Source organism: Geminicoccus sp., from assembly GCF_036263595.1.
Taxonomy (GTDB): domain Bacteria; phylum Pseudomonadota; class Alphaproteobacteria; order Geminicoccales; family Geminicoccaceae; genus Geminicoccus.
In genome coordinates this window covers 1-21,757 of record NZ_DATAGQ010000191.1, presented here as the reverse complement: position 1 = coordinate 21,757, position 21,757 = coordinate 1, and the positions used below count along the sequence as shown (strand labels likewise).

The 21,757-nt window shown below is 64.9% G+C and carries 24 protein-coding genes, 1 tRNA gene and 1 pseudogene; all 26 read left to right on the top strand.

The genetic code is table 11. The annotated features are described in order from the left end of the window. Nucleotides 1-117, top strand: a pseudogene (locus VHL31_RS20260) (elongation factor Tu); the annotation flags it as partial. Between the two features lie 157 nt (nucleotides 118-274). Beyond that, a tRNA-Trp gene (locus tag VHL31_RS20255) sits at nucleotides 275-350 on the top strand. 33 nt (nucleotides 351-383) lie between these two features. Further along, a complete protein-coding gene (gene secE / locus VHL31_RS20250; protein ID WP_329663050.1) occupies nucleotides 384-581 on the top strand; it encodes a preprotein translocase subunit SecE in 198 nt (65 codons plus the stop codon). Continuing rightward, entirely contained in the window at nucleotides 581-1,111 is a 531-nt protein-coding gene (gene nusG / locus VHL31_RS20245; RefSeq protein ID WP_329663049.1) for a transcription termination/antitermination protein NusG, read from the top strand. The genes secE and nusG overlap by 1 nt, the downstream gene beginning before the upstream one ends. A 68-nt stretch (nucleotides 1,112-1,179) precedes the next feature. Beyond that, nucleotides 1,180-1,611 carry a 50S ribosomal protein L11 gene (gene rplK / locus VHL31_RS20240; RefSeq protein WP_329663048.1) on the top strand — a complete coding sequence of 144 codons (432 nt, stop codon included), beginning with the start codon at nucleotides 1,180-1,182 and terminating at the stop codon, nucleotides 1,609-1,611. Between the two features lie 5 nt (nucleotides 1,612-1,616). Next, a complete protein-coding gene (gene rplA / locus VHL31_RS20235; RefSeq protein WP_329663047.1) occupies nucleotides 1,617-2,309 on the top strand; it encodes a 50S ribosomal protein L1 in 693 nt (230 codons plus the stop codon). A 205-nt stretch (nucleotides 2,310-2,514) separates the two neighbouring features. Next, nucleotides 2,515-3,024, top strand: a complete 510-nt coding sequence (gene rplJ / locus VHL31_RS20230; protein WP_329663046.1) for a 50S ribosomal protein L10 — start codon at nucleotides 2,515-2,517, stop codon at nucleotides 3,022-3,024. A 92-nt stretch (nucleotides 3,025-3,116) separates the two neighbouring features. Further along, a complete protein-coding gene (gene rplL / locus VHL31_RS20225) occupies nucleotides 3,117-3,497 on the top strand; it encodes a 50S ribosomal protein L7/L12 (protein WP_329663045.1) in 381 nt (126 codons plus the stop codon). Between the two features lie 174 nt (nucleotides 3,498-3,671). Further along, nucleotides 3,672-7,763 carry a DNA-directed RNA polymerase subunit beta gene (gene rpoB, locus VHL31_RS20220; RefSeq protein ID WP_329663044.1) on the top strand — a complete coding sequence of 1,364 codons (4,092 nt, stop codon included), beginning with the start codon at nucleotides 3,672-3,674 and terminating at the stop codon, nucleotides 7,761-7,763. A gap of 80 nt (nucleotides 7,764-7,843) precedes the next feature. Beyond that, nucleotides 7,844-12,031 carry a DNA-directed RNA polymerase subunit beta' gene (rpoC, locus tag VHL31_RS20215; RefSeq protein ID WP_329663043.1) on the top strand — a complete coding sequence of 1,396 codons (4,188 nt, stop codon included), beginning with the start codon at nucleotides 7,844-7,846 and terminating at the stop codon, nucleotides 12,029-12,031. A gap of 240 nt (nucleotides 12,032-12,271) precedes the next feature. Next, a complete protein-coding gene (gene rpsL / locus VHL31_RS20210) occupies nucleotides 12,272-12,643 on the top strand; it encodes a 30S ribosomal protein S12 (protein ID WP_027134780.1) in 372 nt (123 codons plus the stop codon). Nucleotides 12,644-12,665: 22 nt separating this feature from the next. Next, nucleotides 12,666-13,133 (top strand): 30S ribosomal protein S7, encoded by a 468-nt coding sequence (rpsG, locus tag VHL31_RS20205; protein WP_329663042.1) that lies wholly within the window; start codon nucleotides 12,666-12,668, stop codon nucleotides 13,131-13,133. Nucleotides 13,134-13,160: 27 nt separating this feature from the next. Continuing rightward, nucleotides 13,161-15,236 carry an elongation factor G gene (gene fusA / locus VHL31_RS20200; RefSeq protein ID WP_329663041.1) on the top strand — a complete coding sequence of 692 codons (2,076 nt, stop codon included), beginning with the start codon at nucleotides 13,161-13,163 and terminating at the stop codon, nucleotides 15,234-15,236. A gap of 38 nt (nucleotides 15,237-15,274) precedes the next feature. Beyond that, nucleotides 15,275-16,465: an elongation factor Tu gene (gene tuf, locus VHL31_RS20195; protein ID WP_329663040.1), complete on the top strand. Its 1,191-nt coding sequence runs from the start codon at nucleotides 15,275-15,277 to the stop codon at nucleotides 16,463-16,465. Nucleotides 16,466-16,496: 31 nt separating this feature from the next. Next, nucleotides 16,497-16,805, top strand: a complete 309-nt coding sequence (rpsJ, locus tag VHL31_RS20190; RefSeq protein WP_329663039.1) for a 30S ribosomal protein S10 — start codon at nucleotides 16,497-16,499, stop codon at nucleotides 16,803-16,805. 11 nt (nucleotides 16,806-16,816) lie between these two features. Next, complete coding sequence (gene rplC / locus VHL31_RS20185) at nucleotides 16,817-17,503, top strand: 50S ribosomal protein L3 (RefSeq protein ID WP_329663038.1); 687 nt, start codon at nucleotides 16,817-16,819, stop codon at nucleotides 17,501-17,503. Next, nucleotides 17,503-18,123 (top strand): 50S ribosomal protein L4, encoded by a 621-nt coding sequence (gene rplD, locus VHL31_RS20180; RefSeq protein WP_349262501.1) that lies wholly within the window; start codon nucleotides 17,503-17,505, stop codon nucleotides 18,121-18,123. Before rplC ends, rplD begins: the two co-directional genes overlap by 1 nt. Next, nucleotides 18,120-18,413 (top strand): 50S ribosomal protein L23, encoded by a 294-nt coding sequence (locus VHL31_RS20175; protein ID WP_329663036.1) that lies wholly within the window; start codon nucleotides 18,120-18,122, stop codon nucleotides 18,411-18,413. Before rplD ends, VHL31_RS20175 begins: the two co-directional genes overlap by 4 nt. A gap of 4 nt (nucleotides 18,414-18,417) precedes the next feature. Then, nucleotides 18,418-19,260 carry a 50S ribosomal protein L2 gene (rplB, locus tag VHL31_RS20170; protein WP_329663035.1) on the top strand — a complete coding sequence of 281 codons (843 nt, stop codon included), beginning with the start codon at nucleotides 18,418-18,420 and terminating at the stop codon, nucleotides 19,258-19,260. Between the two features lie 3 nt (nucleotides 19,261-19,263). Continuing rightward, the gene (rpsS, locus tag VHL31_RS20165) at nucleotides 19,264-19,542 is read left to right on the top strand and encodes a 30S ribosomal protein S19 (RefSeq protein ID WP_329663034.1); all 279 of its coding nucleotides are present in this window, start codon (nucleotides 19,264-19,266) and stop codon (nucleotides 19,540-19,542) included. Nucleotide 19,543: 1 nt separating this feature from the next. Further along, nucleotides 19,544-19,927: a 50S ribosomal protein L22 gene (gene rplV, locus VHL31_RS20160; RefSeq protein ID WP_329663033.1), complete on the top strand. Its 384-nt coding sequence runs from the start codon at nucleotides 19,544-19,546 to the stop codon at nucleotides 19,925-19,927. Further along, on the top strand, nucleotides 19,927-20,607 hold the full coding sequence (gene rpsC / locus VHL31_RS20155; protein ID WP_329663032.1) for a 30S ribosomal protein S3: 681 nt from the start codon (nucleotides 19,927-19,929) through the stop codon (nucleotides 20,605-20,607). The genes rplV and rpsC overlap by 1 nt, the downstream gene beginning before the upstream one ends. 9 nt (nucleotides 20,608-20,616) lie before the next feature. Then, nucleotides 20,617-21,027, top strand: a complete 411-nt coding sequence (gene rplP, locus VHL31_RS20150; protein ID WP_329663031.1) for a 50S ribosomal protein L16 — start codon at nucleotides 20,617-20,619, stop codon at nucleotides 21,025-21,027. A gap of 3 nt (nucleotides 21,028-21,030) precedes the next feature. Beyond that, complete coding sequence (rpmC, locus tag VHL31_RS20145) at nucleotides 21,031-21,237, top strand: 50S ribosomal protein L29 (RefSeq protein WP_329663030.1); 207 nt, start codon at nucleotides 21,031-21,033, stop codon at nucleotides 21,235-21,237. Between the two features lie 12 nt (nucleotides 21,238-21,249). Then, the gene (gene rpsQ / locus VHL31_RS20140) at nucleotides 21,250-21,507 is read left to right on the top strand and encodes a 30S ribosomal protein S17 (RefSeq protein ID WP_329663029.1); all 258 of its coding nucleotides are present in this window, start codon (nucleotides 21,250-21,252) and stop codon (nucleotides 21,505-21,507) included. Between the two features lie 11 nt (nucleotides 21,508-21,518). After that, a partial coding sequence (locus tag VHL31_RS20135) for an uL14 family ribosomal protein (RefSeq protein WP_329663028.1) occupies nucleotides 21,519-21,757 on the top strand: 239 nt, incomplete at its 3' end.

Genomic DNA, 21,757 nt, shown 5'->3' with positions numbered 1-21,757 from the left:
GTGACGATGGTGGTGACGCTGATCGCCCCCATCGCCATGGAGCAGGGCCTGCGCTTTGCCATCCGCGAAGGCGGCCGTACCGTCGGTGCCGGCGTCGTCGCCAACGTGATCCAGTAAACTTTCTCCGGCAGCGGCATCGTCGTCACGATGTCGCTGCCGTTCGTACGCTGCCGCTTGCAGCCCGGGCCGGTTCTCGCTAGAGACAGCCGCCACGCAGGCTGGTGACGGCAAGCGTACCCTTCGTTGCGGTCTCGACCGTGGCGATAGGTGGTGCAGGAGCGTAGCTCAATTGGTAGAGCACCGGTCTCCAAAACCGGGGGTTGGGGGTTCGAGCCCCTCCGCTCCTGCCAGCACCTGATCAACCCAACGGGATCCGAGCACGGATGGTGAGAGTTTCGCCCGCGCAGTTCCTCCGGGAAGTGCGCCAGGAGATGGCCAGGGTCACCTGGCCGTCGCGCAAGGAGACGCTCTACACGACCGCGAGCGTGCTCGCGATGTCGGCCGTCGCCGCGATCTTCTTCTTCCTCGTCGATCAGATCATTTCGTACGCGATCCGTCTGATCCTCGGCCTGGGGGTCTGATGTCGAAGAAGTGGTACATCATCCACGTCTACTCGGGCTTCGAGAAGAAGGTCCGCGAGGCGATCCAGGAGCAGAGCGCTCAGAAGGGGCTCAGCGAGGCCTTCGAAGAGATCCTCGTGCCGATGGAGGAGATCGTCGAGGTCAAGCGCGGCAAGAAGGTGCCGTCCGAGCGCAAGTTCTTCCCGGGCTACGTGCTCGTGAAGATGGACCTCAACGACGAGACATGGTCGCTGGTCCGGAACATTCCGAAGGTGACCGGCTTCCTTGGGGGCAGCGGCAAGCCGCAGTCGATCCCGGAAGCCGAGGCGCTTCGGATCCACCAGCAGATCCAGGAGGGCACCGAGCATCCGAAGTCCACCGTGGCTTTCGTGATCGGTGAACAGATTCGCGTGGCGGACGGACCGTTCGCCTCGTTCAACGGAACGGTCGAGGAGGTCGACGAGGCGAAGCAGCGCCTCAAGGTCTCCGTCTCGATCTTCGGCCGGGCCACCCCGGTCGATCTGGAATTCGGTCAGGTCGAGAAGGTCTGACCGGAAGGCGCGGGAGCCCTGGAAAGCCGGGGCGTCGAACCGCTAAGCTCTGATGAAGGAGTGATTGTTTGGCAAAGAAGATCACCGGGTACATCAAGCTGCAGGTACCCGCAGGCAAGGCCAACCCGAGCCCGCCGATCGGCCCGGCCCTGGGTCAGCGCGGCCTGAACATCATGGACTTCTGCAAGAAGTTCAATGCAGAGACGCAGAATGTCGAGGTCGGCACGCCGCTGCCGGTGATCATCACCGCGTTCGGCGATCGCACCTTCACCTTCGTGATCAAGACCCCCCCGGTCTCGTTCTTCCTCAAGCAGGCAGCGAACCTCAAGTCGGCGAGCAAGACTCCCGGCCGCGGCGCGAATGCCGGCCAGGTCTCCATGGCCCAGTGCCGTGAGATCGCCGAGAAGAAGATGAAGGACCTGAACGCCCACGACCTCGACGCAGCGACGAAGATGATCGTCGGGTCGGCGCGGTCCATGGGCCTGGGCGTGACGGAGTAACGATCATGGCGAAGGGTAAGCGGCTAACCAAGGCCGCGGGCAGCGTCGACCGCGCCAAGCTCTACGACCTTCCCGAGGCGGTCAGCCTCGTGAAGGGCAACGCCACGGCGAAGTTCGACGAGACGATCGAGCTGTCGATGAACCTGGGCGTCGATCCGCGCCATGCCGACCAGATGGTCCGCGGCACGGTCAACCTGCCGCACGGCACGGGCAAGACGCTGCGGGTCGCAGTATTCGCCAAGGGCGACAAGGCCGAGGAGGCCCGTGCTGCCGGCGCCGACATCGTGGGTGCCGAGGATCTCGCGGAAGCGATCCAGGGCGGCCAGATCGACTTCGACCGCTGCATCGCCACCCCCGACATGATGGGCGTGGTCGGGCGGCTGGGCCGCGTGCTCGGTCCCCGTGGGCTGATGCCGAATCCGAAGCTCGGCACGGTCACACCGAACGTCACCCAGGCCGTGCGTGACGCCAAGGGCGGCCAGGTGCAGTTCCGCGTCGAGAAGGCCGGCATCATTCACGCGGGCGTGGGCAAGGCCTCCTTCGACGAGGACAAGCTGGTCGACAACGTGAAGGCGATCGTCGACGCGGTGACGAAGGCGCGGCCGAGCGGGGCCAAGGGAACCTACCTCAAGCGCGCTCACCTCAGCTCCACGCAGGGGCCGGGGGTGAAGCTCGAGGTGGGCGGCATCCTCGGATAATCGCTGCACGAGCCTACGGAACCTCTTGCATTCACGCCGCAGCTGATTAAGTTGCTGCGTCTCGCAAGACGCACCGTCCGGCTCGTCAGCGCCGTCGTCAGGATGACGGTGCCGTTCGGCGTGCCGATTGCGTCACGCCATTGAGACTAGGAGCCCGGTCGGGATCGACTTCGGGTCGTCCGGACCAAGTGCATCGGAGGCTCTGGTGCTTCGAGCTGAGAAAGCGCAGGTCATCACAGACCTGAACGCTGTGTTCAAGGAAACGGGAGTGGTGGTCGTCACGCAGTATCGTGGCATGACCGTTCCCGAGATGTCGACGTTGCGGTCGCAGATGCGGCAGCAGGGTTGCTCGTTCAAGGTGACCAAGAACCGGTTGACCGCCCTCGCATTGGCGGACACCGGCTTTGCTGGTCTCGTGCCGCTCTTCAAGGGACCGACCGCGGTCGCGTACTCGCGCGATCCGGTGGCGGCCGCCAAGGTGGCGGTCGACTATGCCAAGAAGAACGACAAGCTTCAGATCGTTGGCGGTGGTCTTTCCGGGTCGATCCTTTCGGCCGACCAGGTGAGAGCGCTGGCCGAGCTGCCGTCGCTGGACGATCTCCGGGCGAAGCTCATCGCGATCATCAATACCCCGGCCTCGCGTCTCGTGGGTGTGTTGCAGGCGCCGGGCGGACAGCTCGCCCGTCTGCTTCGGGCAAAGAGCGATCAGGGCTGATCCGCTCGAGGCATTTTGGGGTCCAGGCGGACCTGCGGTGAACATTGTGGTCCGAGTGGACCGCGCGTGAAGGTAGTGGAGTAGAAGTCGTTATGGCGAACCTGCATCAGATCGTCGAGGACCTGTCGAGCCTGACCGTTCTCGAGGCTGCCGAACTGGCGAAGCTCCTCGAGGAGAAGTGGGGCGTCTCGGCCGCGGCGCCGGTCGCCGCCGTCGCCGCTGGCGGTGGTGCCGCCGCGCCGGCCGCTCCGGTCGAGGAGCAGACCGAGTTCGACGTGATCCTGGCCAGCGCCGGTGCTCAGAAGATCAACGTGATCAAGGAAGTGCGCGCGATCACGAGCCTTGGCCTGAAGGAAGCCAAGGACCTGGTCGAAGCGGCTCCCAAGGCCGTCAAGGAGGCCGTGTCGAAGGACGAGGCCGCCAAGATCAAGGCTCAGCTCGAGGGTGCCGGCGCCACCGTGGAGATCAAGTAATCTCCAGTCGCGCCGCGACTCGTCTTTTTGTCCTGAAGCCGTCGGTGCGCGCACCGACGGCTTTCGGCGCTGCCGGCATCGCCACGCGGGTGGCAATTCCCGGTTGATCTCTTATATGCTGGAAGGCTCCGCGCCTTCCGGCCCGTTTCCAGTTTCGATCAGCGAAGGCCCGTCATGCCCCAGACGTTCACCGCTCGCAGACGGATCCGCAAGAGCTTCGGTCGCATTCCCGAGATCGCCGTGATGCCGAACCTCATCGAGGTTCAGCGTCAGTCCTACGAGGCGTTCTTGCAGCGCGACACGCGGCACGCGGACCGGGTCCTGCATGGACTGGAGGAAGTGTTCCGGTCGGTGTTCCCGATCAAGGACTTCGCCGATCGGGCTGCGCTGGACTTCGTCAAGTACGAGCTGGAAGAGCCCAAGTACGACGTGGACGAGTGCCACCAGCGGGGCATGACCTATGCCGCACCGCTGCGTGTCACGCTGCGCCTGATCGTCTGGGACGTGGACGAGGAGACCGGCTCCCGTTCCGTCCGGGACATCAAGGAGCAGGACGTCTACATGGGCGACATGCCGCTCATGACCGAGAACGGCACGTTCGTGGTCAACGGCACCGAGCGCGTGATCGTCTCGCAGATGCATCGCAGCCCGGGCGTGTTCTTCGACCACGACCGCGGCAAGACGCACAGCTCCGGCAAGTACCTCTACTCGGCGCGGGTGATCCCGTACCGCGGCTCCTGGCTGGACTTCGAGTTCGACAGCAAGGACCTGGTGCACGTCCGCATCGACCGCCGCCGCAAGCTGCCGGTGACGGCGCTGCTGCTGGCCCTGGGCCTGGACCAGGAGCAGATCCTGGCGCACTTCTACAACGAATTGCCGTACTTCCGCTCCGGTAAGGGCTGGCGCACGGCGTTCAACGGCCAGCGCATGACGGGCCAGAAGCTCACGACCGACCTGGTGGATGCCTCCACCGGCGAGACGGTCGCCGAGGCCGGCACCAAGCTGACCCCGCGCCTGATCCGCAAGCTGGCCGAGCAGGGCCTGACCGAGGTGTTCGTCTCGGCCGAGGACCTGATCGGCAAGTTCGTGGCGCGCGACGTCATCGACGAGAGCAACGGCCTGGTCTTCGTCGAGGCCGGTGACGAGCTCACCGGCGTGTCGATCGAGAAGCTGATCAATGCGGGGATCGAGGAGCTCCCGATCCTCGACATCGACCACATGACGATCGGCCCGTACCTGCGCAACACGCTGGCGCTGGACCGCTCGCAGAACCGCGACGACGCGCTGCTCGAGATCTACCGGGTGCTGCGCCCGGGCGAGCCGCCGACGCTGGACACGGCCGAGGCTCTCTTCAACAGCCTGTTCTTCGACAACGAGCGCTATGATCTTTCCGCGGTTGGCCGCGTGAAGATGAACATGCGTCTCGGCATGGAGACTGAGGACACGCTCCGCGTGCTCCGCCAGGAAGACATCCTGGCCGTGGTCAAGATGCTGATCGAGATCAAGGACGGCCGGGGCGAGATCGACGACATCGACCATCTCGGCAATCGCCGGGTCCGGTCGGTCGGCGAGCTCATGGAGAACCAGTTCCGCATCGGCCTGCTCCGCATGGAGCGCGCCGTGCGCGAGCGCATGTCGTCGGTCGAGATCGACGCGGCGATGCCGCACGACCTGATCAACGCCAAGCCGGTCGCGGCCGCGGTGCGCGAGTTCTTCGGCTCCTCGCAGCTCTCGCAGTTCATGGACCAGACCAACCCGCTTTCCGAGATCACGCACAAGCGTCGTCTCTCGGCGCTCGGGCCGGGTGGTCTCACCCGCGAGCGTGCCGGCTTCGAGGTGCGCGACGTGCATCCGACCCATTATGGCCGGATCTGCCCGATCGAAACGCCGGAAGGCCCGAACATCGGCCTGATCAACAGCCTCGCGACCTACGCCCGTATCAACAAGTACGGCTTCATCGAGAGCCCGTACCGCCGGGTTGAGGGTGCCCGGATCGTCGGCGACGTGATCTACCTCTCCGCCATGGAAGAGGGACGCTACACGATCGCGCAGGCGAATTCGAAGCTGAACGAGGACGGAACGCTGGCCGGCGAGTTCATCGCCTGCCGGCAGAACGGCGAGTTCGTGCTGGTCAAGCCCGAGAACGTCGAGATGATCGACGTGTCGCCCAAGCAGCTCGTGTCGGTGGCCGCGGCGCTCATCCCGTTCCTGGAGAACGACGATGCGAACCGCGCGCTGATGGGCTCGAACATGCAGCGCCAGGCCGTGCCGCTGGTGCGTGCGGCGGCTCCCTATGTCGGTACCGGCATGGAGGAGATCGCGGCACGTGACTCCGGGGCTGCCATCGTGGCCAGGCGCGGCGGCGTGGTGGACCAGGTTGACGGCTCGCGAATCGTCATCCGGGTGACCGACGAGAACGCGCGCGGCGAGGGCGTGGTCGACATCTACCGGCTCAAGAAGTTCCAGCGCTCGAACCAGAACACCTGCATCAACCAGCGTCCGCTGGTGAAGGTGGGCGACGTCGTGCGCGCGCAGGACATCGTGGCCGACGGTCCGTCGACGCAGCTGGGCGAGTTGGCCCTGGGCTTCAACGCGCTGGTCGCGTTCATGCCCTGGAACGGCTACAACTTCGAAGACTCGATCCTCATCTCCGAGCGGATCGTCCGGGACGACATCTTCACCTCGATCCATATCGAGGAGTTCGAGGTGATGGCCCGCGACACCAAGCTCGGGCCGGAAGCGATTACCCGCGACATTCCGAACGTGTCGGAAGAAGCGCTGCGCAACCTGGATGAAGCCGGCATCGTCTATATCGGTGCCGAGGTGAAGGCGGCCGACATCCTGGTGGGCAAGGTCACGCCGAAGGGCGAGACCCCGATGACGCCGGAAGAGAAGCTGCTCCGCGCGATCTTCGGCGAGAAGGCCCACGACGTCCGTGACACCTCCTTGAAGGTGCCGCCGGGCGTGCAGGGCACGGTCGTCGAGGTGCGCGTCTTCAACCGCCGCGGCGTGGAGAAGGACGAGCGCGCGATCGCGATTGAGCGTTCCGAAATCGAGCGCCTGGCAAAGGACCGGGACGACGAGCGCGCCATCCTGGAGCGCAACGTCTACAGCCGCCTGCGCGAGCTGCTCGAAGACCAGATTGCTACGGCGGCGCCCAAGGGCGTGCGCACCAACGTAGCGATCGATGCGGCAGCATTGGACCGTCCGAAGCGGCAGTGGTGGGAGTTCGGCGTCGACGATGCCGAGCGGATGACCGAGATCCAGGCGCTCAAGCGCCAGCTGGACGACGGCACCAAGGCGCTGGTCGATCGGTTCGAGAGCAAGGTCGAGAAGCTGCAGCGCGGCGACGAGATGCCTCCGGGCGTCTTGAAGATGGTCAAGGTGTTCGTGGCGGTGAAGCGCAAGCTGCAGCCGGGCGACAAGATGGCCGGCCGGCACGGCAACAAGGGCGTGATCTCCAAGATTGCGCCGGTCGAGGACATGCCGCACCTGGAAGACGGCACGCCCGTCGACCTCGTGCTGAACCCGCTGGGCGTGCCGTCGCGCATGAACGTAGGCCAGATCCTGGAGACCCATCTGGGCTGGGCTTGCGCCAACCTGGGCCGGCAGATCGGTGAACTGGTCGACCGCTACAACGAGGAGCACGGCCGCGACCGCCTCGTGGAGCGGTTGGGCGGAGTCTACGGGCAGGCAACGACCGAGGAACTCGGGCAGTATTCGGACGAGGAACTGCGCGAGCTCGGCGAGAACCTGCGCGAGGGTGTGCCGATTGCGACGCCGGTGTTCGACGGGGCGCACGAGGCCGATATCGTCAAGATGCTGGAGGACGCCGGTTGCCATGCTTCCGGGCAATCCCAGCTATATGATGGTCGGACCGGCGAGCCCTTCGACCGACAGGTGACGGTCGGCTACATCTACATGCTGAAGCTGGGCCATCTCGTGGATGACAAGATCCACGCCCGGTCGGTCGGTCCGTACTCGCTCGTCACCCAGCAGCCGCTGGGCGGCAAGGCGCAGTTCGGCGGACAGCGCTTCGGCGAGATGGAGTGCTGGGCGCTGCAGGCCTATGGCGCTTCGTACACCCTGCAGGAGATGTTGACGGTGAAGTCCGACGACGTGTCCGGCCGTACGAAGATCTACGAGGCCATCGTCCGGGGCGAGGACACGTTCGAGGCCGGTATTCCGGAAAGCTTCAACGTGCTCGTCAAGGAGCTGCAGGCCCTGGCGCTGAACGTCCAGCTGCAGTCGACCAACGAAGACTGAGCAGCGGCCATGGACAGGCGGGACATCCCGCCTGTCCATGTTTTTCATTTCCCTATGCGGATGAGCGAGAGACGGTCCAGATGAACGATCTCATGTATCTCTTTGGTCAGCCGGCGGCTGGCCAGAAGTTCGACGAGATTCGGATCTCCATCGCCAGCCCCGACCAGATTCGGGAATGGTCCTACGGCGAGGTGCGCAAGCCGGAAACCATCAACTACCGGACCTTCAAGCCGGAGCGTGATGGCCTGTTCTGCGCGAAGATCTTTGGGCCGATCAAGGATTACGAGTGCTTGTGCGGCAAGTACAAGCGCATGAAGTACAAAGGCATCGTCTGCGAGAAGTGCGGCGTCGAGGTCATCCAGTCGAAGGTCCGGCGCGAGCGCATGGGCCATATCGAGCTGGCGGCCCCGGTCGCGCATATCTGGTTCCTGAAGTCGGTCCCGTCACGGATCGGCATCCTGCTCGACATGTCGCTGCGGGAGCTGGAGCGCGTCCTCTACTTCGAACAGTTCGTCGTGGTCGAGCCGGGCCTGACCCCGCTGAAGCTGCATGAGCTGCTCAGCGAGGACCAGGTGCTGCGTCATCGCGACGAATTCGGCGAGGACTCGTTCACGGTCGGCATCGGTGCCGAGGCCGTGCGCGACATGCTCAAGCGCATCGACCTGCCGGAAGCGCGCGACCAGCTGCGTGCTGACTTGGCCGAGACTAGCTCCGAAGCAAAGCGCAAGAAGCTCGTCAAGCGCCTGAAGATGGTCGAGGTGTTCCTCGAATCGGGCAACAAGCCCGAGTGGATGGTCATGGAGGTCGTTCCGGTGATCCCGCCGGAACTGCGTCCGCTCGTCCCGCTCGACGGAGGCCGGTTCGCGACCTCGGACCTGAACGACCTGTACCGCCGCGTGATCAACCGGAACAACCGCCTCAAGCGGCTGATCGAGCTGCGGGCGCCGGACATCATCGTGCGCAACGAGAAGCGCATGCTGCAGGAGGCCGTCGACGCGCTGTTCGACAACGGCCGCCGCGGCCGCGTCATCACGGGCGCTAACAAGCGCCCGCTGAAGTCGCTCTCGGACATGCTGAAGGGCAAGCAGGGCCGCTTCCGCCAGAACCTGCTCGGCAAGCGCGTCGACTATTCCGGCCGATCGGTGATCGTGGTGGGCCCGGAGCTGAAGCTCCACCAGTGCGGCCTGCCGAAGAAGATGGCGCTCGAGCTGTTCAAGCCGTTCGTCTACGCGAAGCTCGAGCTGTTCGGCATGGCGCAGACGATCAAGGCCGCCAAGCGCATGGTCGAGAAGGAGCGGCCCGAGGTCTGGGACATCCTGGAGCAGGTGATCCGCGAGCATCCGGTCATGCTCAACCGGGCGCCGACGCTGCACCGTCTGGGCATCCAGGCGTTCGAGCCGGTGCTGATCGAGGGCAAGGCGATCCAGCTGCACCCGCTGGTCTGCACCGCCTTCAACGCGGACTTCGACGGCGACCAGATGGCGGTCCACGTGCCGCTCTCGCTGGAGGCCCAGCTCGAAGCCCGCGTGCTCATGATGTCGACCAACAACATCCTGAGCCCGGCCAACGGTAAGCCCATCATCGTGCCGACCCAGGACATCGTTTTGGGCCTGTACTACCTCTCGCTCGAGATCCCGAACGAGAAGGGCGAGGGCATGGCCTTCTCCAACCTCGCCGAGATCCAGCACGCGCTCTCCGCGCGCGCGGTGAGCATGCATGCCAAGATCAAGGCACGCATCACGGTGGCGCAGCCGGACGGCACCTTGCTGCCGAAGGTCGTCGACACGACGCCTGGACGCATGCTGCTCTACGAAGTGCTGCCGCAGAACCCGAAGGTCAGCTTCGAGCGTCTGTTCAATCGGACGTTGACGAAGAAGGAGGTCAGCCAGGTCATCGACGAGGTCTACCGTCATTGCGGTCAGAAGGAGACCGTGATCTTCGCCGACCGGATGATGGTGCTGGGCTTCTCGAATGCGGCCAAGGCTGGCATCTCGTTCGGCAAGGACGACATGGTCATCCCGGCGAGCAAGGATCGGCTGATCGGCCAGACCCAGGAACTGGTGAAGCAGTACGAGCAGCAGTACTCGGACGGTCTCATCACCAAGGGTGAGAAGTACAACAAGGTCGTCGACGCCTGGCAGCAGTGCTCGGACAAGGTGTCCGACGAGATGATGAAGGCCATCCGGGCCGTGCACTCGGTGCCGGATGCGAACGGCAGGTACAAGCAGCCGAACTCCATCTTCATGATGGCCGACTCGGGTGCGCGTGGCTCGGCGGCGCAGATCAAGCAGCTGGCCGGCATGCGCGGGTTGATGGCCAAGCCTTCGGGCGAGATCATCGAGAACCCGATCATCTCGAACTTCAAGGAAGGCCTGTCGGTGCTGGAGTACTTCAACTCCACGCACGGCGCCCGCAAGGGACTGGCCGACACCGCCTTGAAGACTGCGAACTCGGGCTACCTGACCCGTCGTCTGGTCGACGTCGCGCAGGACTGCATCATCGTCGAGGAGGATTGCGGCACCGAGCGCTTCATCACGCTCAGCGCCTCGATCAATGCCGGGCAGGTGGCGGACGATCTGGGCGAGCGCATCCTGGGCCGTACCTCGGCCGAGGACGTGATCGATCCGAAGTCGGGCGATGTACTGGTGACGCGCAACACGCTGTTCGAGGAGCCGGAAGTTCGGCTGGTCGATGCCAGCGGCGTGTCGTCGGTGCGCGTGCGCTCGGTCCTGACCTGCGACAGCTTTGGCGGCGTGTGCGGCAAGTGCTACGGGCGTGACCTTGCCCGCGGCACGGCCGTGAACATCGGTGAAGCCGTCGGTGTCATCGCCGCCCAGTCGATCGGCGAGCCCGGCACGCAGCTGACGATGCGCACCTTCCATATCGGTGGTGCCGCACAGGGCCAGGCGGAGCAGAGCTCGATCGAATCGGCGGTGGCAGGCTCGGTCAAGATCACCAACCCACGCCTGGTCCGTGACACCAAGGGCCGTCAGGTCGTGCTGGGCCGCAACTCCGAACTGGTCATCTACGACGAGGTCGGCCGCGAGCGTGTCCGCCATCGCCTGGCGAACGGTACCCGCCTGCTGGTCGAACCGGACTCGAAGGTGGAGAAGGAGCAGCGTCTGGCCGAGTGGGATCCGCACACCGTTCCGGTCGTGTCGGAAACGGCCGGCAAGGCAGTGTTCCACGACATGATCGAGGGCATCACCTACCGCGACGTCATCGACGAGACGACCGGCAAGTCGAGCAAGGAGATTGTCGACTACCGGCAGTCCGCACGCTCGGCCAGCCTGCGGCCGTCGGTGATCATCGAGGACGAGAGCGGCAAGCCGGTGACGCTGCCATCGGGCAACGAGGCACGCTACTTCATGCCGCTGGGCGGGATCCTGTCGGTCGAGAACGGCGACTTGATCCATCCCGGCGACGTGCTGGCGCGTCTGCCGAAGGAAGCGTCCAAGACCCGCGACATCACGGGCGGCCTGCCGCGCGTGGCCGAGCTGTTCGAAGCGCGTCGTCCGAAGGACCCGGCGATCATCGCCGAGCTGGAGGGCCGCGTGGAGTTCGGCAAGGACTACAAGAACAAGCGCCGCCTGCGGCTGATCCCGCTCGACCCGGATCAGGAGCCGGTGGAGTATCTGATCCCGAAGGGGCGTCAGGTCAGCGTGCAGGAAGGCGACGTCACCAAGCCCGGCGATCCGATCGTCGACGGCAACCCGGTGCCGCACGACATCCTGCGGGTGCTCGGGGTGGAAGCCTTGGCGCAGTTCCTGGTCGCGGAGATCCAGGACGTCTACAAACTGCAGGGCGTGAAGATCAACGACAAGCATGTCGAGGTCATCGTCCGGCAGATGCTGCAGAAGGTCGAGATCGCCGATCCGGGCGACACGACCTTCCTCGTGGGCGAGCAGGTCGACAAGATCGAGTTCGACCAGGTGAACGCCCGGATGCTGACGGAGGACAAGCGCCCGGCCGTGTACCGGGCCGTCCTGCAGGGCATCACCAAGGCGAGCCTGCAGACCCAGTCTTTCGTGTCGGCGGCTTCCTTCCAGGAGACGACGCGCGTACTGACCGAGGCGGCCTTCGCCGGCAAGGTCGACGGATTGAATGGTCTGAAGGAGAACGTCATCGTCGGCCGGCTGATCCCGGCCGGCACCGGTGGCGTCCTGCCGCGTCTGCGCAAGGACACCGCGAACGACGCGAAGTTCGCGCCGCCGCGGGAGCTCGACAGCGAGCGCGGCTTCGCCATGGGCGAAATCGGCGCTGCATGACTACCCTGCGCCCGCTGCGGATCACCGCAGCGGGCGCAGGCACTTGACGGCGGGGCGGTAGGCCGGTAGAAGCCGCGCACCTTTTCATGTTCGAGCCTGGTGGTGGCCAACAACTGGCCAGACGCAGGGTCGTTTGTTCGGGTGCATTCCTGCCGGTTCTCTCAGGCGGCTTGGCTAACGCCGAGCGGCCAAACTTGCTTCGTGGAACGCGCACTTCGGACAGGGCGAGACAAAGACGAGATGCCGACGATCAACCAGTTGGTCCGCACGGGCCGGACAAGCAAGCCGAAGCGCAACAAGGTGCCAGCCCTGGAAGGCTGCCCGCAGAAGCGCGGTGTTTGCACCCGCGTCTACACCACGACCCCGAAGAAGCCGAACTCGGCGCTTCGTAAGGTCTGCCGTGTGCGGCTGACCAATGGTTTCGAAGTCACCAGCTATATCCCTGGCGAGGGCCACAACCTTCAGGAGCACTCGGTGGTCCTGATCCGTGGTGGCCGCGTCAAGGACCTTCCCGGTGTCCGCTACCACACGCTGCGCGGTGTCCTGGACGCCCAGGGCGTGAAGAACCGTAAGCAGGGCCGTTCCAAGTACGGCGTCAAGCGTCCGAAGTGATCGGCCATAAGGGTTTCTGAAGATGCGTCGTCGTGCTGCAGAGCGCCGTGAGGTCCTCCCCGATCCGAAGTTCGGGGACGTGATCCTGGCCAAGTTCATCAACTCCGTGATGCTGGACGGCAAGAAGTCTGTTGCCGAGGCCTCGGTCTACGCTGCCCTGGATAAGCTCCAGCAGCGTGGCGGTGGCGATCCGATCGAGATGTTCCACGAAGCGCTCGGCAACGTCGCGCCGGCTCTGGAAGTGCGCTCGCGCCGCGTTGGCGGTGCCACCTACCAGGTGCCTGTCGAAGTGCGCGATGTCCGCCGTCAGGCGCTGGCGATCCGGTGGATCATCGGAACGGCCCAGAAGCGCTCGGAGAAGACGATGACAGATCGTCTGGCCGCGGAGCTGCTGGACGCTGCCCAGAATCGCGGGGCGGCCGTCAAGAAGCGTGAAGACACGCTGCGCATGGCGGAAGCCAATCGCGCCTTTTCGCATTATCGCTGGTAATCGGCACGGAACGGTCCGGAAACGATCATGGCTCGCACCATTCCGCTCGATCGCTATCGTAACATCGGCATCATGGCCCACATCGATGCCGGCAAGACGACGACGACCGAGCGCGTGCTCTTCTACACCGGCAAGTCCTACAAGATCGGCGAAGTGCATGAAGGCACGGCGACGATGGACTGGATGGAGCAGGAGCAAGAGCGCGGCATCACCATCACCTCAGCGGCGACGACCTGCTATTGGCGGGACCATCGCATCAACATCATCGACACGCCCGGCCACGTCGACTTCACGATCGAAGTCGAGCGGTCGCTGCGCGTGCTCGACGGTGCTGTCGCGGTGTTCGACTCGGTGGCCGGTGTGGAGCCGCAGTCGGAGACGGTGTGGCGCCAGGCCGACAAGTACCGCGTGCCGCGGATCTGCTTCGTCAACAAGATGGACCGGATCGGCGCTGACTTTTACCGCTGCGTGAACGAGATCCGGGATCGCCTGGGCGCCAAGCCGGTCGTGCTGAACCTGCCGATCGGCGCCGAGTCCGAGTATATCGGCAACGTCGACCTGATCCGCATGAAGGCGGTGGTCTGGCGCGACGAGACGATGGGTGCCGAGTACACGCTGGAAGAGATCCCGGCGTCGCTCAAGGACAAGGCGGCAGAGTACCGGCAGCTGCTGGTCGAGGCGGCCGTGGAGACGGATGATACCGCCCTGGAAGCGTATTTCGGTGGCGAGGAGCCCGACGAGGCGACTCTGATCCGCTGCCTGCGCAAGGGTGCCACCGGCTTCAACTTCGTGCCGGTGCTGTGCGGCTCCGCGTTCAAGAACAAGGGTGTGCAGTCCCTGCTCGACGCGGTCGTGGACTTCCTGCCGTCGCCGCTCGATGTGCCGGAGATCGTCGGCATTGATCCGCGCAGCGAGGCCGAGGCAACCCGCAAGATCGACGACGAGGCGCCGTTCTCGGCGCTGGCGTTCAAGATCATGACCGACCCGTTCGTCGGCACGCTGACCTTCATCCGGATCTATTCCGGCCGGCTCGAGGGCGGTTCGTACCTGCAGAACACGACCAAGAATGCGCGCGAGCGCATCGGCCGTATTCTGCTGATGCATGCGAACAGCCGCGAGGAGCTGAAGGAAGCCCGGACCGGGGACATCGTGGCGCTGGTGGGCCTGAAGGGCACCACCACCGGCGATACGCTGGCGGATGCCGACAAACCGATCATCCTGGAACGGATGGAGTTCCCGGAGCCGGTCATCGAGGTCGCGGTCGAGCCGAAGTCGAAGGCCGACCAGGAGAAGATGGGCCTGGCGCTGAACAAGCTGGCGCAGGAGGACCCGTCCTTCCGCGTAGCGACCGACCAGGAATCCGGCCAGACCCTCATCAAGGGCATGGGCGAACTCCATCTGGAGATCCTCGTCGACCGCATGCGTCGCGAGTTCAAGGTCGAGGCCAATGTCGGTGCGCCGCAGGTGGCCTACCGTGAGACCCTGACCAAGCCGGCCACGGTCGACTACACCCACAAGAAGCAGACTGGTGGTACTGGTCAGTTCGCGCGGGTGAAGCTCGTGATCTCGCCCAACGAGAAGGGCAAGGGTTTCGAGTTCGACAGCAAGATCGTCGGCGGTGCTGTACCGAAGGAGTACATCCCGGGCGTCCAGAAGGGCCTCGAGAGCTGCATGAACAACGGCGTGATCGCCGGCTTCCCGATGACTGACATCAAGATCGAGCTGGTCGACGGCGCCTACCATGAGGTGGACTCGTCGGCACTGGCCTTCGAGATCGCGTCGCGGGCGGCCTTCAGGGAAGGGGCGGCCAAGGCCGGTCCGCAGCTCCTGGAGCCGATCATGCGGGTCGAGGCGGTGACACCTGACGAGTATATGGGCGACATCATCGGCGACCTGAACAGCCGTCGAGGCCAGATCACTGGCATGGAGCCCCGTGGCAACGCGCAGGTGATCAAGGCCATGGTCCCGCTGGCGACCATGTTCGGCTACGTGAACTCGCTGCGTTCGCTCTCGCAGGGCCGCGCCCAGTTCACCATGCATTTCGACCATTATGCGCCGGTGCCGCAGATGGTCGCTGACGAAATCCGCGCCAAGTACGCCTGAGACGTCTCAGGTTGATGGACTGACGAGGGGCAGAGACGATGGCCAAAGAGACGTTCAAGCGGACGAAGCCGCACGCGAACATTGGAACGATTGGTCACGTGGATCATGGCAAGACCACGTTGACGGCGGCGATCACGAAGATTCTGGCGGAGACGGGTGGGGCGGCGTTTACGGCGTACGACCAGATCGACAAGGCGCCGGAGGAGAAGGCGCGCGGGATCACGATCAACACGGCGCATGTGGAGTACGAGACGGCCAAGCGCCATTATGCGCATGTCGACTGCCCCGGCCATGCCGACTACGTGAAGAACATGATCACGGGTGCGGCGCAGATGGATGGCGCGATCCTGGTGGTCTCGGCGGCGGACGGGCCGATGCCGCAGACCCGTGAGCACATCCTCTTGGCGCGCCAGGTGGGCGTGCCGGCGCTGGTGGTGTTCTTGAACAAGGTCGACATGGTGGACGACCCGGAGCTGCTCGAGCTGGTGGAGCTGGAGGTCCGGGAGCTCTTGTCGAAGTACAACTTCCCCGGCGACGACATCCCGATCATCAAGGGATCGGCGCTGGCGGCGCTGGAAGGCAAGGACGACGAACTCGGCAAGTCGAAGATCATCGAGCTGATGGATGCGGTGGATGCGTACATCCCGCAGCCGGAGCGTGCGGTGGACAAGCCGTTCCTGATGCCGATCGAGGACGTGTTCTCGATCTCGGGCCGTGGCACGGTGGTGACGGGCCGTGTCGAGCGCGGCGTGGTGAAGGTGGGCGAGGAAGTCGAGATCGTGGGGATCAAGCCCACGACGAAGACGACCTGCACGGGTGTCGAGATGTTCCGCAAGCTGCTGGATCGCGGCGAGGCGGGCGACAATGTCGGCGTGCTTCTGCGCGGCACCAAGCGCGACGACGTGGAGCGCGGGCAGGTCCTGTGCAAGCCCGGCACGATCACGCCGCACACCAAGTTCACGGCCGAGACCTATGTGCTGACCAAGGAAGAAGGTGGCCGGCACACGCCGTTCTTCGGCAACTACCGTCCGCAGTTCTACTTCCGCACGACGGACGTGACGGGGTCGGTGGAACTGCCGGAAGGCACCGAGATGGTGATGCCCGGCGACAACGTGACGATGGTGGTGACGCTGATCGCCCCCATCGCCATGGAGCAGGGCCTGCGCTTTGCCATCCGCGAAGGCGGCCGTACCGTCGGTGCCGGCGTCGTCGCCAACGTGATCCAGTAACGCTTCAAGAATACGCGGGGATCGTCCGACCATGGACGCGCAGAATATCAGAATTCGGCTCAAGGCTTTCGATCACCGCGTGCTCGATCAGTCGGTGAGGGAAATTGTCGGGACGGCGAAGCGGACCGGGGCGCGCGTGCGCGGCCCGATCCCGCTGCCGAACCGCATCGAGAAGTTCACGGTGAACCGTTCACCGCATGTCGACAAGAAGAGCCGTGAGCAGTTCGAAATCCGGACGCACAAGCGCCTTCTCGACATCGTCGACCCCACCCCCCAGACCGTGGACGCGCTGATGAAGCTCGACCTGGCCTCGGGCGTGGACGTCGAGATCAAGCTCTGAGGGCCTGAGGAATGCGTACGGGGCTCCTGGCCCAGAAGCTGGGCATGACTCGGTTGTTCGGCGTTGACGGAAGTCACGTGCCGGTGACCGTGCTGAAGGTCGAGGACTGTGAGGTCGTCGGCGTTCGTACCAAGGAGAAGGACGGCTATGTCGCCGTCCAGCTCGGTGTAGGCGCGAAAAGTGCCAAGAATGTGACGAAGCCGATGCGCGGCCACTTCGCCAAGGCAAAGGTCGAGCCGAAGGCGCATGTCGGCGAGTTCCGCGTCTCCGACGACGCGGTGCTGGATGTCGGCGTCCGTCTTTCGGTCGAGCATTTCGTCGAGGGCCAGTTCGTGGACGTCACCGGCGTCTCGATCGGCCGCGGCTTCGCCGGCGTCATGAAGCGGCACAATTTTGGCGGCCTGCGCGCGACGCATGGCGTGTCGGTCTCGCACCGCTCCCATGGTTCGACCGGCAACCGGCAGGATCCGGGCCGCACCTTTCCCGGCAAGAAGATGGCCGGGCACATGGGTGCCAAGCAGCGGACCGTGCTGAACCTGGAAGTGTTCGGCGTGGACGAGGAGCGGGGCCTGATCCTGGTGAAGGGCGCGGTACCTGGCGCCGAGGGCGCCTGGGTTCGTGTACGTGACGCCGTGAAGAAGGCGATGCCCAAGGAAGCCCCCTATCCGGCGGGCCTGCTCGCTGTGGGAGCCGAATGATGCAGATCGCCGTCAAGACGCTGGATGCGGAAGACGCCGGCACGATCGACCTCGCCGATTCGGTGTTCGGTCTCGAGCCGCGCGCGGACATCCTTCAACGTGTCGTCCTCTGGCAGCTGGCCAAGCGCAGGGCCGGCACGCACAAGGTGAAGAGCCGCGGCGAAGTCGCCGGCTCGACCGCCAAGATCTACAAGCAGAAGGGCACTGGCCGTGCCCGCCACGGCAACAAGCGCGCGCCGATCTTCCGGACCGGCGGTCGTGCCCATGGGCCGACGCCGCGTGACCATGCGATCGACCTTCCGAAGAAGGTCCGGGCGCTCGGGCTGCGGATGGCTCTCTCGGACAAGGCGAAGAACGGCAAGCTGGTCGTGGTCGACAAGCTCGAACTGGACCAGCCCCGCACGAAGGAGCTGCTGGCGCGCCTCGGCAAGCTGGGCCTGGAGAAGGTCCTGTTCGTCGGTCCGGCCGAGCTGCAGCTCAACTTTGCGCTCGCCTCGCGCAACCTGACCGCCGTGGATGTCCTCCCGTCGATCGGTGCGAACGTCTACGACATCCTGCGAAGCGACCAGCTGGTCATCAGCCGCGCCGCCGCCCAGGAATTGCAGGAGCGCCTGGCATGAACCAGGAACGCATGTACGACATCATCCTGTCGCCGGTGGTGACGGAGAAGTCGACCCGGATCTCGGAGCTGAACCAGGTCACGTTCAACGTGCGCCCGGATGCAGCCAAGCCGGAGATCAAGAAGGCGGTCGAGGGGCTGTTCAACGTCAAGGTCACCGCGGTCAACACCATGGTGACCAAGGGCAAGACCAAGCGCTTCAAGGGCAAGCCCTACCAGCGTTCCGACGTCAAGAAGGCGATCGTGACGCTCGCGGCCGGTCAGTCCATCGACGTGACCACGGGAATCTGAGGCGATGGCGCTCAAGAACTACAACCCGACCACGCCCTCGCAGCGCGAGCTGGTGCTGGTCGACAAGTCGGAGCTCTGGAAGGGCAAGCCGGTCAAGAACCTGACCGAAGGCCTTTCCAAGTCCGGTGGCCGCAATCATTTCGGCCGTATCACCACCCGCCATATCGGCGGCGGGCACAAGCGCACCTATCGCCTCGTCGACTTCAAGCGTCGCAAGTTCGATGTGGCCGGAACGGTGGAGCGGCTGGAGTACGATCCGAACCGGACGGCGTTCATCGCGCTGGTGAACTATGCCGACGGCGAGCAGGCCTACATCCTGGCCCCGCAGCGTCTGCGTGCCGGCGACAAGGTGGTGGCCGGCGAGCGGGTCGACATCAAGCCGGGCAACGCGGCGCCACTGAAGGCGATCCCGGTCGGGACGATCATCCACAATGTCGAGATGAAGCCGGGCAAGGGCGGGCAGATCGCGCGTTCGGCCGGGGCTTTTGCCCAGCTGATCGGCCGCGACGCCGACTACTGCCAGGTCCGCCTGAACTCCGGCGAGATCCGCCGGGTCCTGCAGACCTGCATGGCCTCGATCGGCGCCGTGTCCAACCCGGACCATCAGAACGAGAACCAGGGCAAGGCCGGTCGCACCCGCTGGAAGGGAACGCGTCCGACTGTTCGTGGCGTGGCGATGAACCCGGTCGATCATCCGCTCGGTGGTGGCGAGGGCCGGACGTCCGGCGGTCGCCATCCCGTGAGCCCATGGGGCCAGCCCACCAAGGGCTACCGGACCCGTCGGAACAAGCGTACCAGCAACATGATCGTGCGCTCCAGGCACGTCGCCAAGAAGCGTGGAGGTTGAGGCGTGGCCCGTTCAGTTTGGAAGGGTCCGTTCGTCGACGGCTATCTGTTCAAGAAGGCGGATGCCGCACGGCGTTCGGGCCGCAACGAGATCATCAAGATCTGGTCGCGCCGCTCGACGATCATGCCCGAGTTCATCGGCCTCACCTTCGCCGTGCATAACGGCAAGAAGCATCTGCCGGTGTACGTGACGGACAACATGGTGGGTCACAAGTTCGGCGAGTTCTCGCCGACCCGGACCTTTACCGGCCACGGCGCGGACAAGAAGGCGAAGAGGGGCTGAGATGAGCAAGCCCAAAGCAGAGCGCAAGGTCACGGCGAACGAAGCGTTCGCCGAGGACACGCTGGTCCGCTCCAGCCCCCGCAAACTCGACCTGGTTGCTGGCCTGATCCGCGGCATGTCCGCAGGACGGGCCGTGACCGCGCTGGAGTTCTCGCGCAAGCGAGTCGCCCTCGAGGTGCAGAAAACCCTCAAGAGCGCCATTGCGAACGCCGAGAACAATCACAATCTGGACGTGGACCGGTTGGTCGTGGCCGAGGCTTACGTGGGCAAGCGCTTCGTGATGAAGCGCCTGCATCCGCGTGCGCGCGGCCGGGCGGCGCGTGTGGAGAAGAGCTACAGCCGCCTGCGGATCGTCGTCCGTGAGCAGAGCGAGGGCAGGGCCTGATGGGTCAGAAGGTAAATCCCGTCGGGTTGCGGGTGGGCATTAATCGTACCTGGGATTCGCGTTGGTTCGCGGAGAACGGCTACGCGAAGATGCTGAAGGAAGACATCCAGATCCGCGAGTATCTGGAAAAGCGCCTGTCCAATGCGGGCGTGTCGCGCATCGTGATCGAGCGTCCGGCCAAGAAGGCCCGGGTGATGATCTACACGGCGCGTCCCGGCGTGGTCATCGGCAAGAAGGGCGAGGCGATCGAGGTGCTGCGGCGCGAAGTGGCGCAGCGCTGCTCGGCCGACGTGCACCTGAACATCGTCGAGGTCCGCAAGCCTGAACTCGACGCGAAGCTGATCGCCGAGAGCATTGCCCAGCAGCTGGTTCGGCGCGTGACGTTCCGTCGCGCCATGAAGCGCGCCGTGCAGGCGGCGATGCGCCTGGGCGCGCTCGGCATCCGGGTGGGCTGCTCGGGTCGCCTTGGCGGTGCCGAGATCGCTCGTTCCGAATGGTATCGCGAGGGTCGGGTGCCGTTGCACACGCTGCGCGCCAGCATCGATTTCGCGAAGGCGACGGCCCATACGCCGTACGGCACGAACGGAATCAAGGTGTGGGTGTTCCGTGGCGAGATCATGGAACATGACCCGGCAGCGTATGATCGGCGCATGGCCGACGCAGCGCCGGCCAGGGGTTGAGATCGAACAATGCTGTCACCTAAGAGAACCAAGTTCCGCAAGGCCTTCAAGGGCCGCATCCATGGCCTGGCCAAGGGCGGTGCGGAATTGAACTTCGGCACCTACGGGTTGAAGGCGGTCGAGCCGGCGCGGATCACCGCCCGGCAGATCGAATCGGCCCGGCGTGCGATCACCCGTCATCTCAAGCGCGCTGGCCGCGTCTGGATCCGGATCTTCCCGGACGTGCCGGTCACCACGAAGCCGGCCGAGGTCCGCATGGGCTCCGGCAAGGGCTCCGTCGAGTACTGGGTGGCCCGGGTGAAGCCTGGCCGCATCATGTTCGAGATCGACGGCGTGGCTCCAGAGCTGGCGGAAGCCGCGATCGCCCTGGGCGCAGCGAAGCTGCCGATCAAGGCCCGCTTCGTGCAGCGGGAGCTCTGAGCGATGCAAGTTTCGGATATTCGTAGTGAAGACCGCAAGGCGCTGATCGACCGCCTGCTCGGGCTGAAGAAGGAGCAGTTCAACCTGCGCTTCCAGAAGGCCACCGGGCAGCTGGAAGGGACCGCCCGGATCCGTGAGGTCCGCCGGGACATTGCGCGGGTCAAGACGGTGCTGCGCGAGCAGACCGTCGCGGCCAAGACCGGCGCCTGAGGAGAACGAGCGATGCCGCGTCGGGTACTTCAAGGGCAGGTGGTGAGCGACGTCGCCGACAAGACCGTGGTGGTCAAGGTCGAGCGCCGCGTGATGCACCCGCTCTACAAGAAATATATCAAGAGCACGAAGAAATACATGGCTCACGACGAGTCGAACCGGTTCAAGATCGGCGACACCGTCATGATCCGTGAGTGCCGGCCCCTCTCGGCGCGCAAGCGCTGGGAAGTGCTGGTCGAGGACGCAGCGGCTCCGGCCGGAGAGGCGTGAGGATCTAGATCATGATCATGCCCGAGACCGATCTCGATGTTGCCGACAACTCGGGAGCGCGTCGGGTCCAGTGCATTCGTGTACTGGGTGGCTCGCATCGTAGGTGGGGTTCGGTGGGCGACGTCATTGTCGTGGCCATCAAGGACGCCATACCGCGCGGCAAAGTGAAGAAGGGCGATGTGGCCATGGCCGTCATCGTCCGGACGGCGAAGGATCTGGCGCGGCCCGACGGGTCGGCGATCAGGTTCGA

Bases quoted from the DNA above. Each gene is read 5' to 3' on its own strand.
- secE (WP_329663050.1), top strand. From the start codon at position 384: ATGGTGAGAGTTTCGCCCGCGCAGTTCCTCCGGGAAGTGCGCCAGGAG.
- nusG (WP_329663049.1), top strand. From the start codon at position 581: ATGTCGAAGAAGTGGTACATCATCCACGTCTACTCGGGCTTCGAGAAG.
- rplA (WP_329663047.1), top strand. From the start codon at position 1,617: ATGGCGAAGGGTAAGCGGCTAACCAAGGCCGCGGGCAGCGTCGACCGC.
- rplL (WP_329663045.1), top strand. From the start codon at position 3,117: ATGGCGAACCTGCATCAGATCGTCGAGGACCTGTCGAGCCTGACCGTT.
- rpoB (WP_329663044.1), top strand. From the start codon at position 3,672: ATGCCCCAGACGTTCACCGCTCGCAGACGGATCCGCAAGAGCTTCGGT.
- rpoC (WP_329663043.1), top strand. From the start codon at position 7,844: ATGAACGATCTCATGTATCTCTTTGGTCAGCCGGCGGCTGGCCAGAAG.
- rpsL (WP_027134780.1), top strand. From the start codon at position 12,272: ATGCCGACGATCAACCAGTTGGTCCGCACGGGCCGGACAAGCAAGCCG.
- rpsG (WP_329663042.1), top strand. From the start codon at position 12,666: ATGCGTCGTCGTGCTGCAGAGCGCCGTGAGGTCCTCCCCGATCCGAAG.
- fusA (WP_329663041.1), top strand. From the start codon at position 13,161: ATGGCTCGCACCATTCCGCTCGATCGCTATCGTAACATCGGCATCATG.
- tuf (WP_329663040.1), top strand. From the start codon at position 15,275: ATGGCCAAAGAGACGTTCAAGCGGACGAAGCCGCACGCGAACATTGGA.
- rpsJ (WP_329663039.1), top strand. From the start codon at position 16,497: ATGGACGCGCAGAATATCAGAATTCGGCTCAAGGCTTTCGATCACCGC.
- rplC (WP_329663038.1), top strand. From the start codon at position 16,817: ATGCGTACGGGGCTCCTGGCCCAGAAGCTGGGCATGACTCGGTTGTTC.
- rplD (WP_349262501.1), top strand. From the start codon at position 17,503: ATGCAGATCGCCGTCAAGACGCTGGATGCGGAAGACGCCGGCACGATC.
- VHL31_RS20175 (WP_329663036.1), top strand. From the start codon at position 18,120: ATGAACCAGGAACGCATGTACGACATCATCCTGTCGCCGGTGGTGACG.
- rplB (WP_329663035.1), top strand. From the start codon at position 18,418: ATGGCGCTCAAGAACTACAACCCGACCACGCCCTCGCAGCGCGAGCTG.
- rplV (WP_329663033.1), top strand. From the start codon at position 19,544: ATGAGCAAGCCCAAAGCAGAGCGCAAGGTCACGGCGAACGAAGCGTTC.
- rpsC (WP_329663032.1), top strand. From the start codon at position 19,927: ATGGGTCAGAAGGTAAATCCCGTCGGGTTGCGGGTGGGCATTAATCGT.
- rplP (WP_329663031.1), top strand. From the start codon at position 20,617: ATGCTGTCACCTAAGAGAACCAAGTTCCGCAAGGCCTTCAAGGGCCGC.
- rpmC (WP_329663030.1), top strand. From the start codon at position 21,031: ATGCAAGTTTCGGATATTCGTAGTGAAGACCGCAAGGCGCTGATCGAC.
- rpsQ (WP_329663029.1), top strand. From the start codon at position 21,250: ATGCCGCGTCGGGTACTTCAAGGGCAGGTGGTGAGCGACGTCGCCGAC.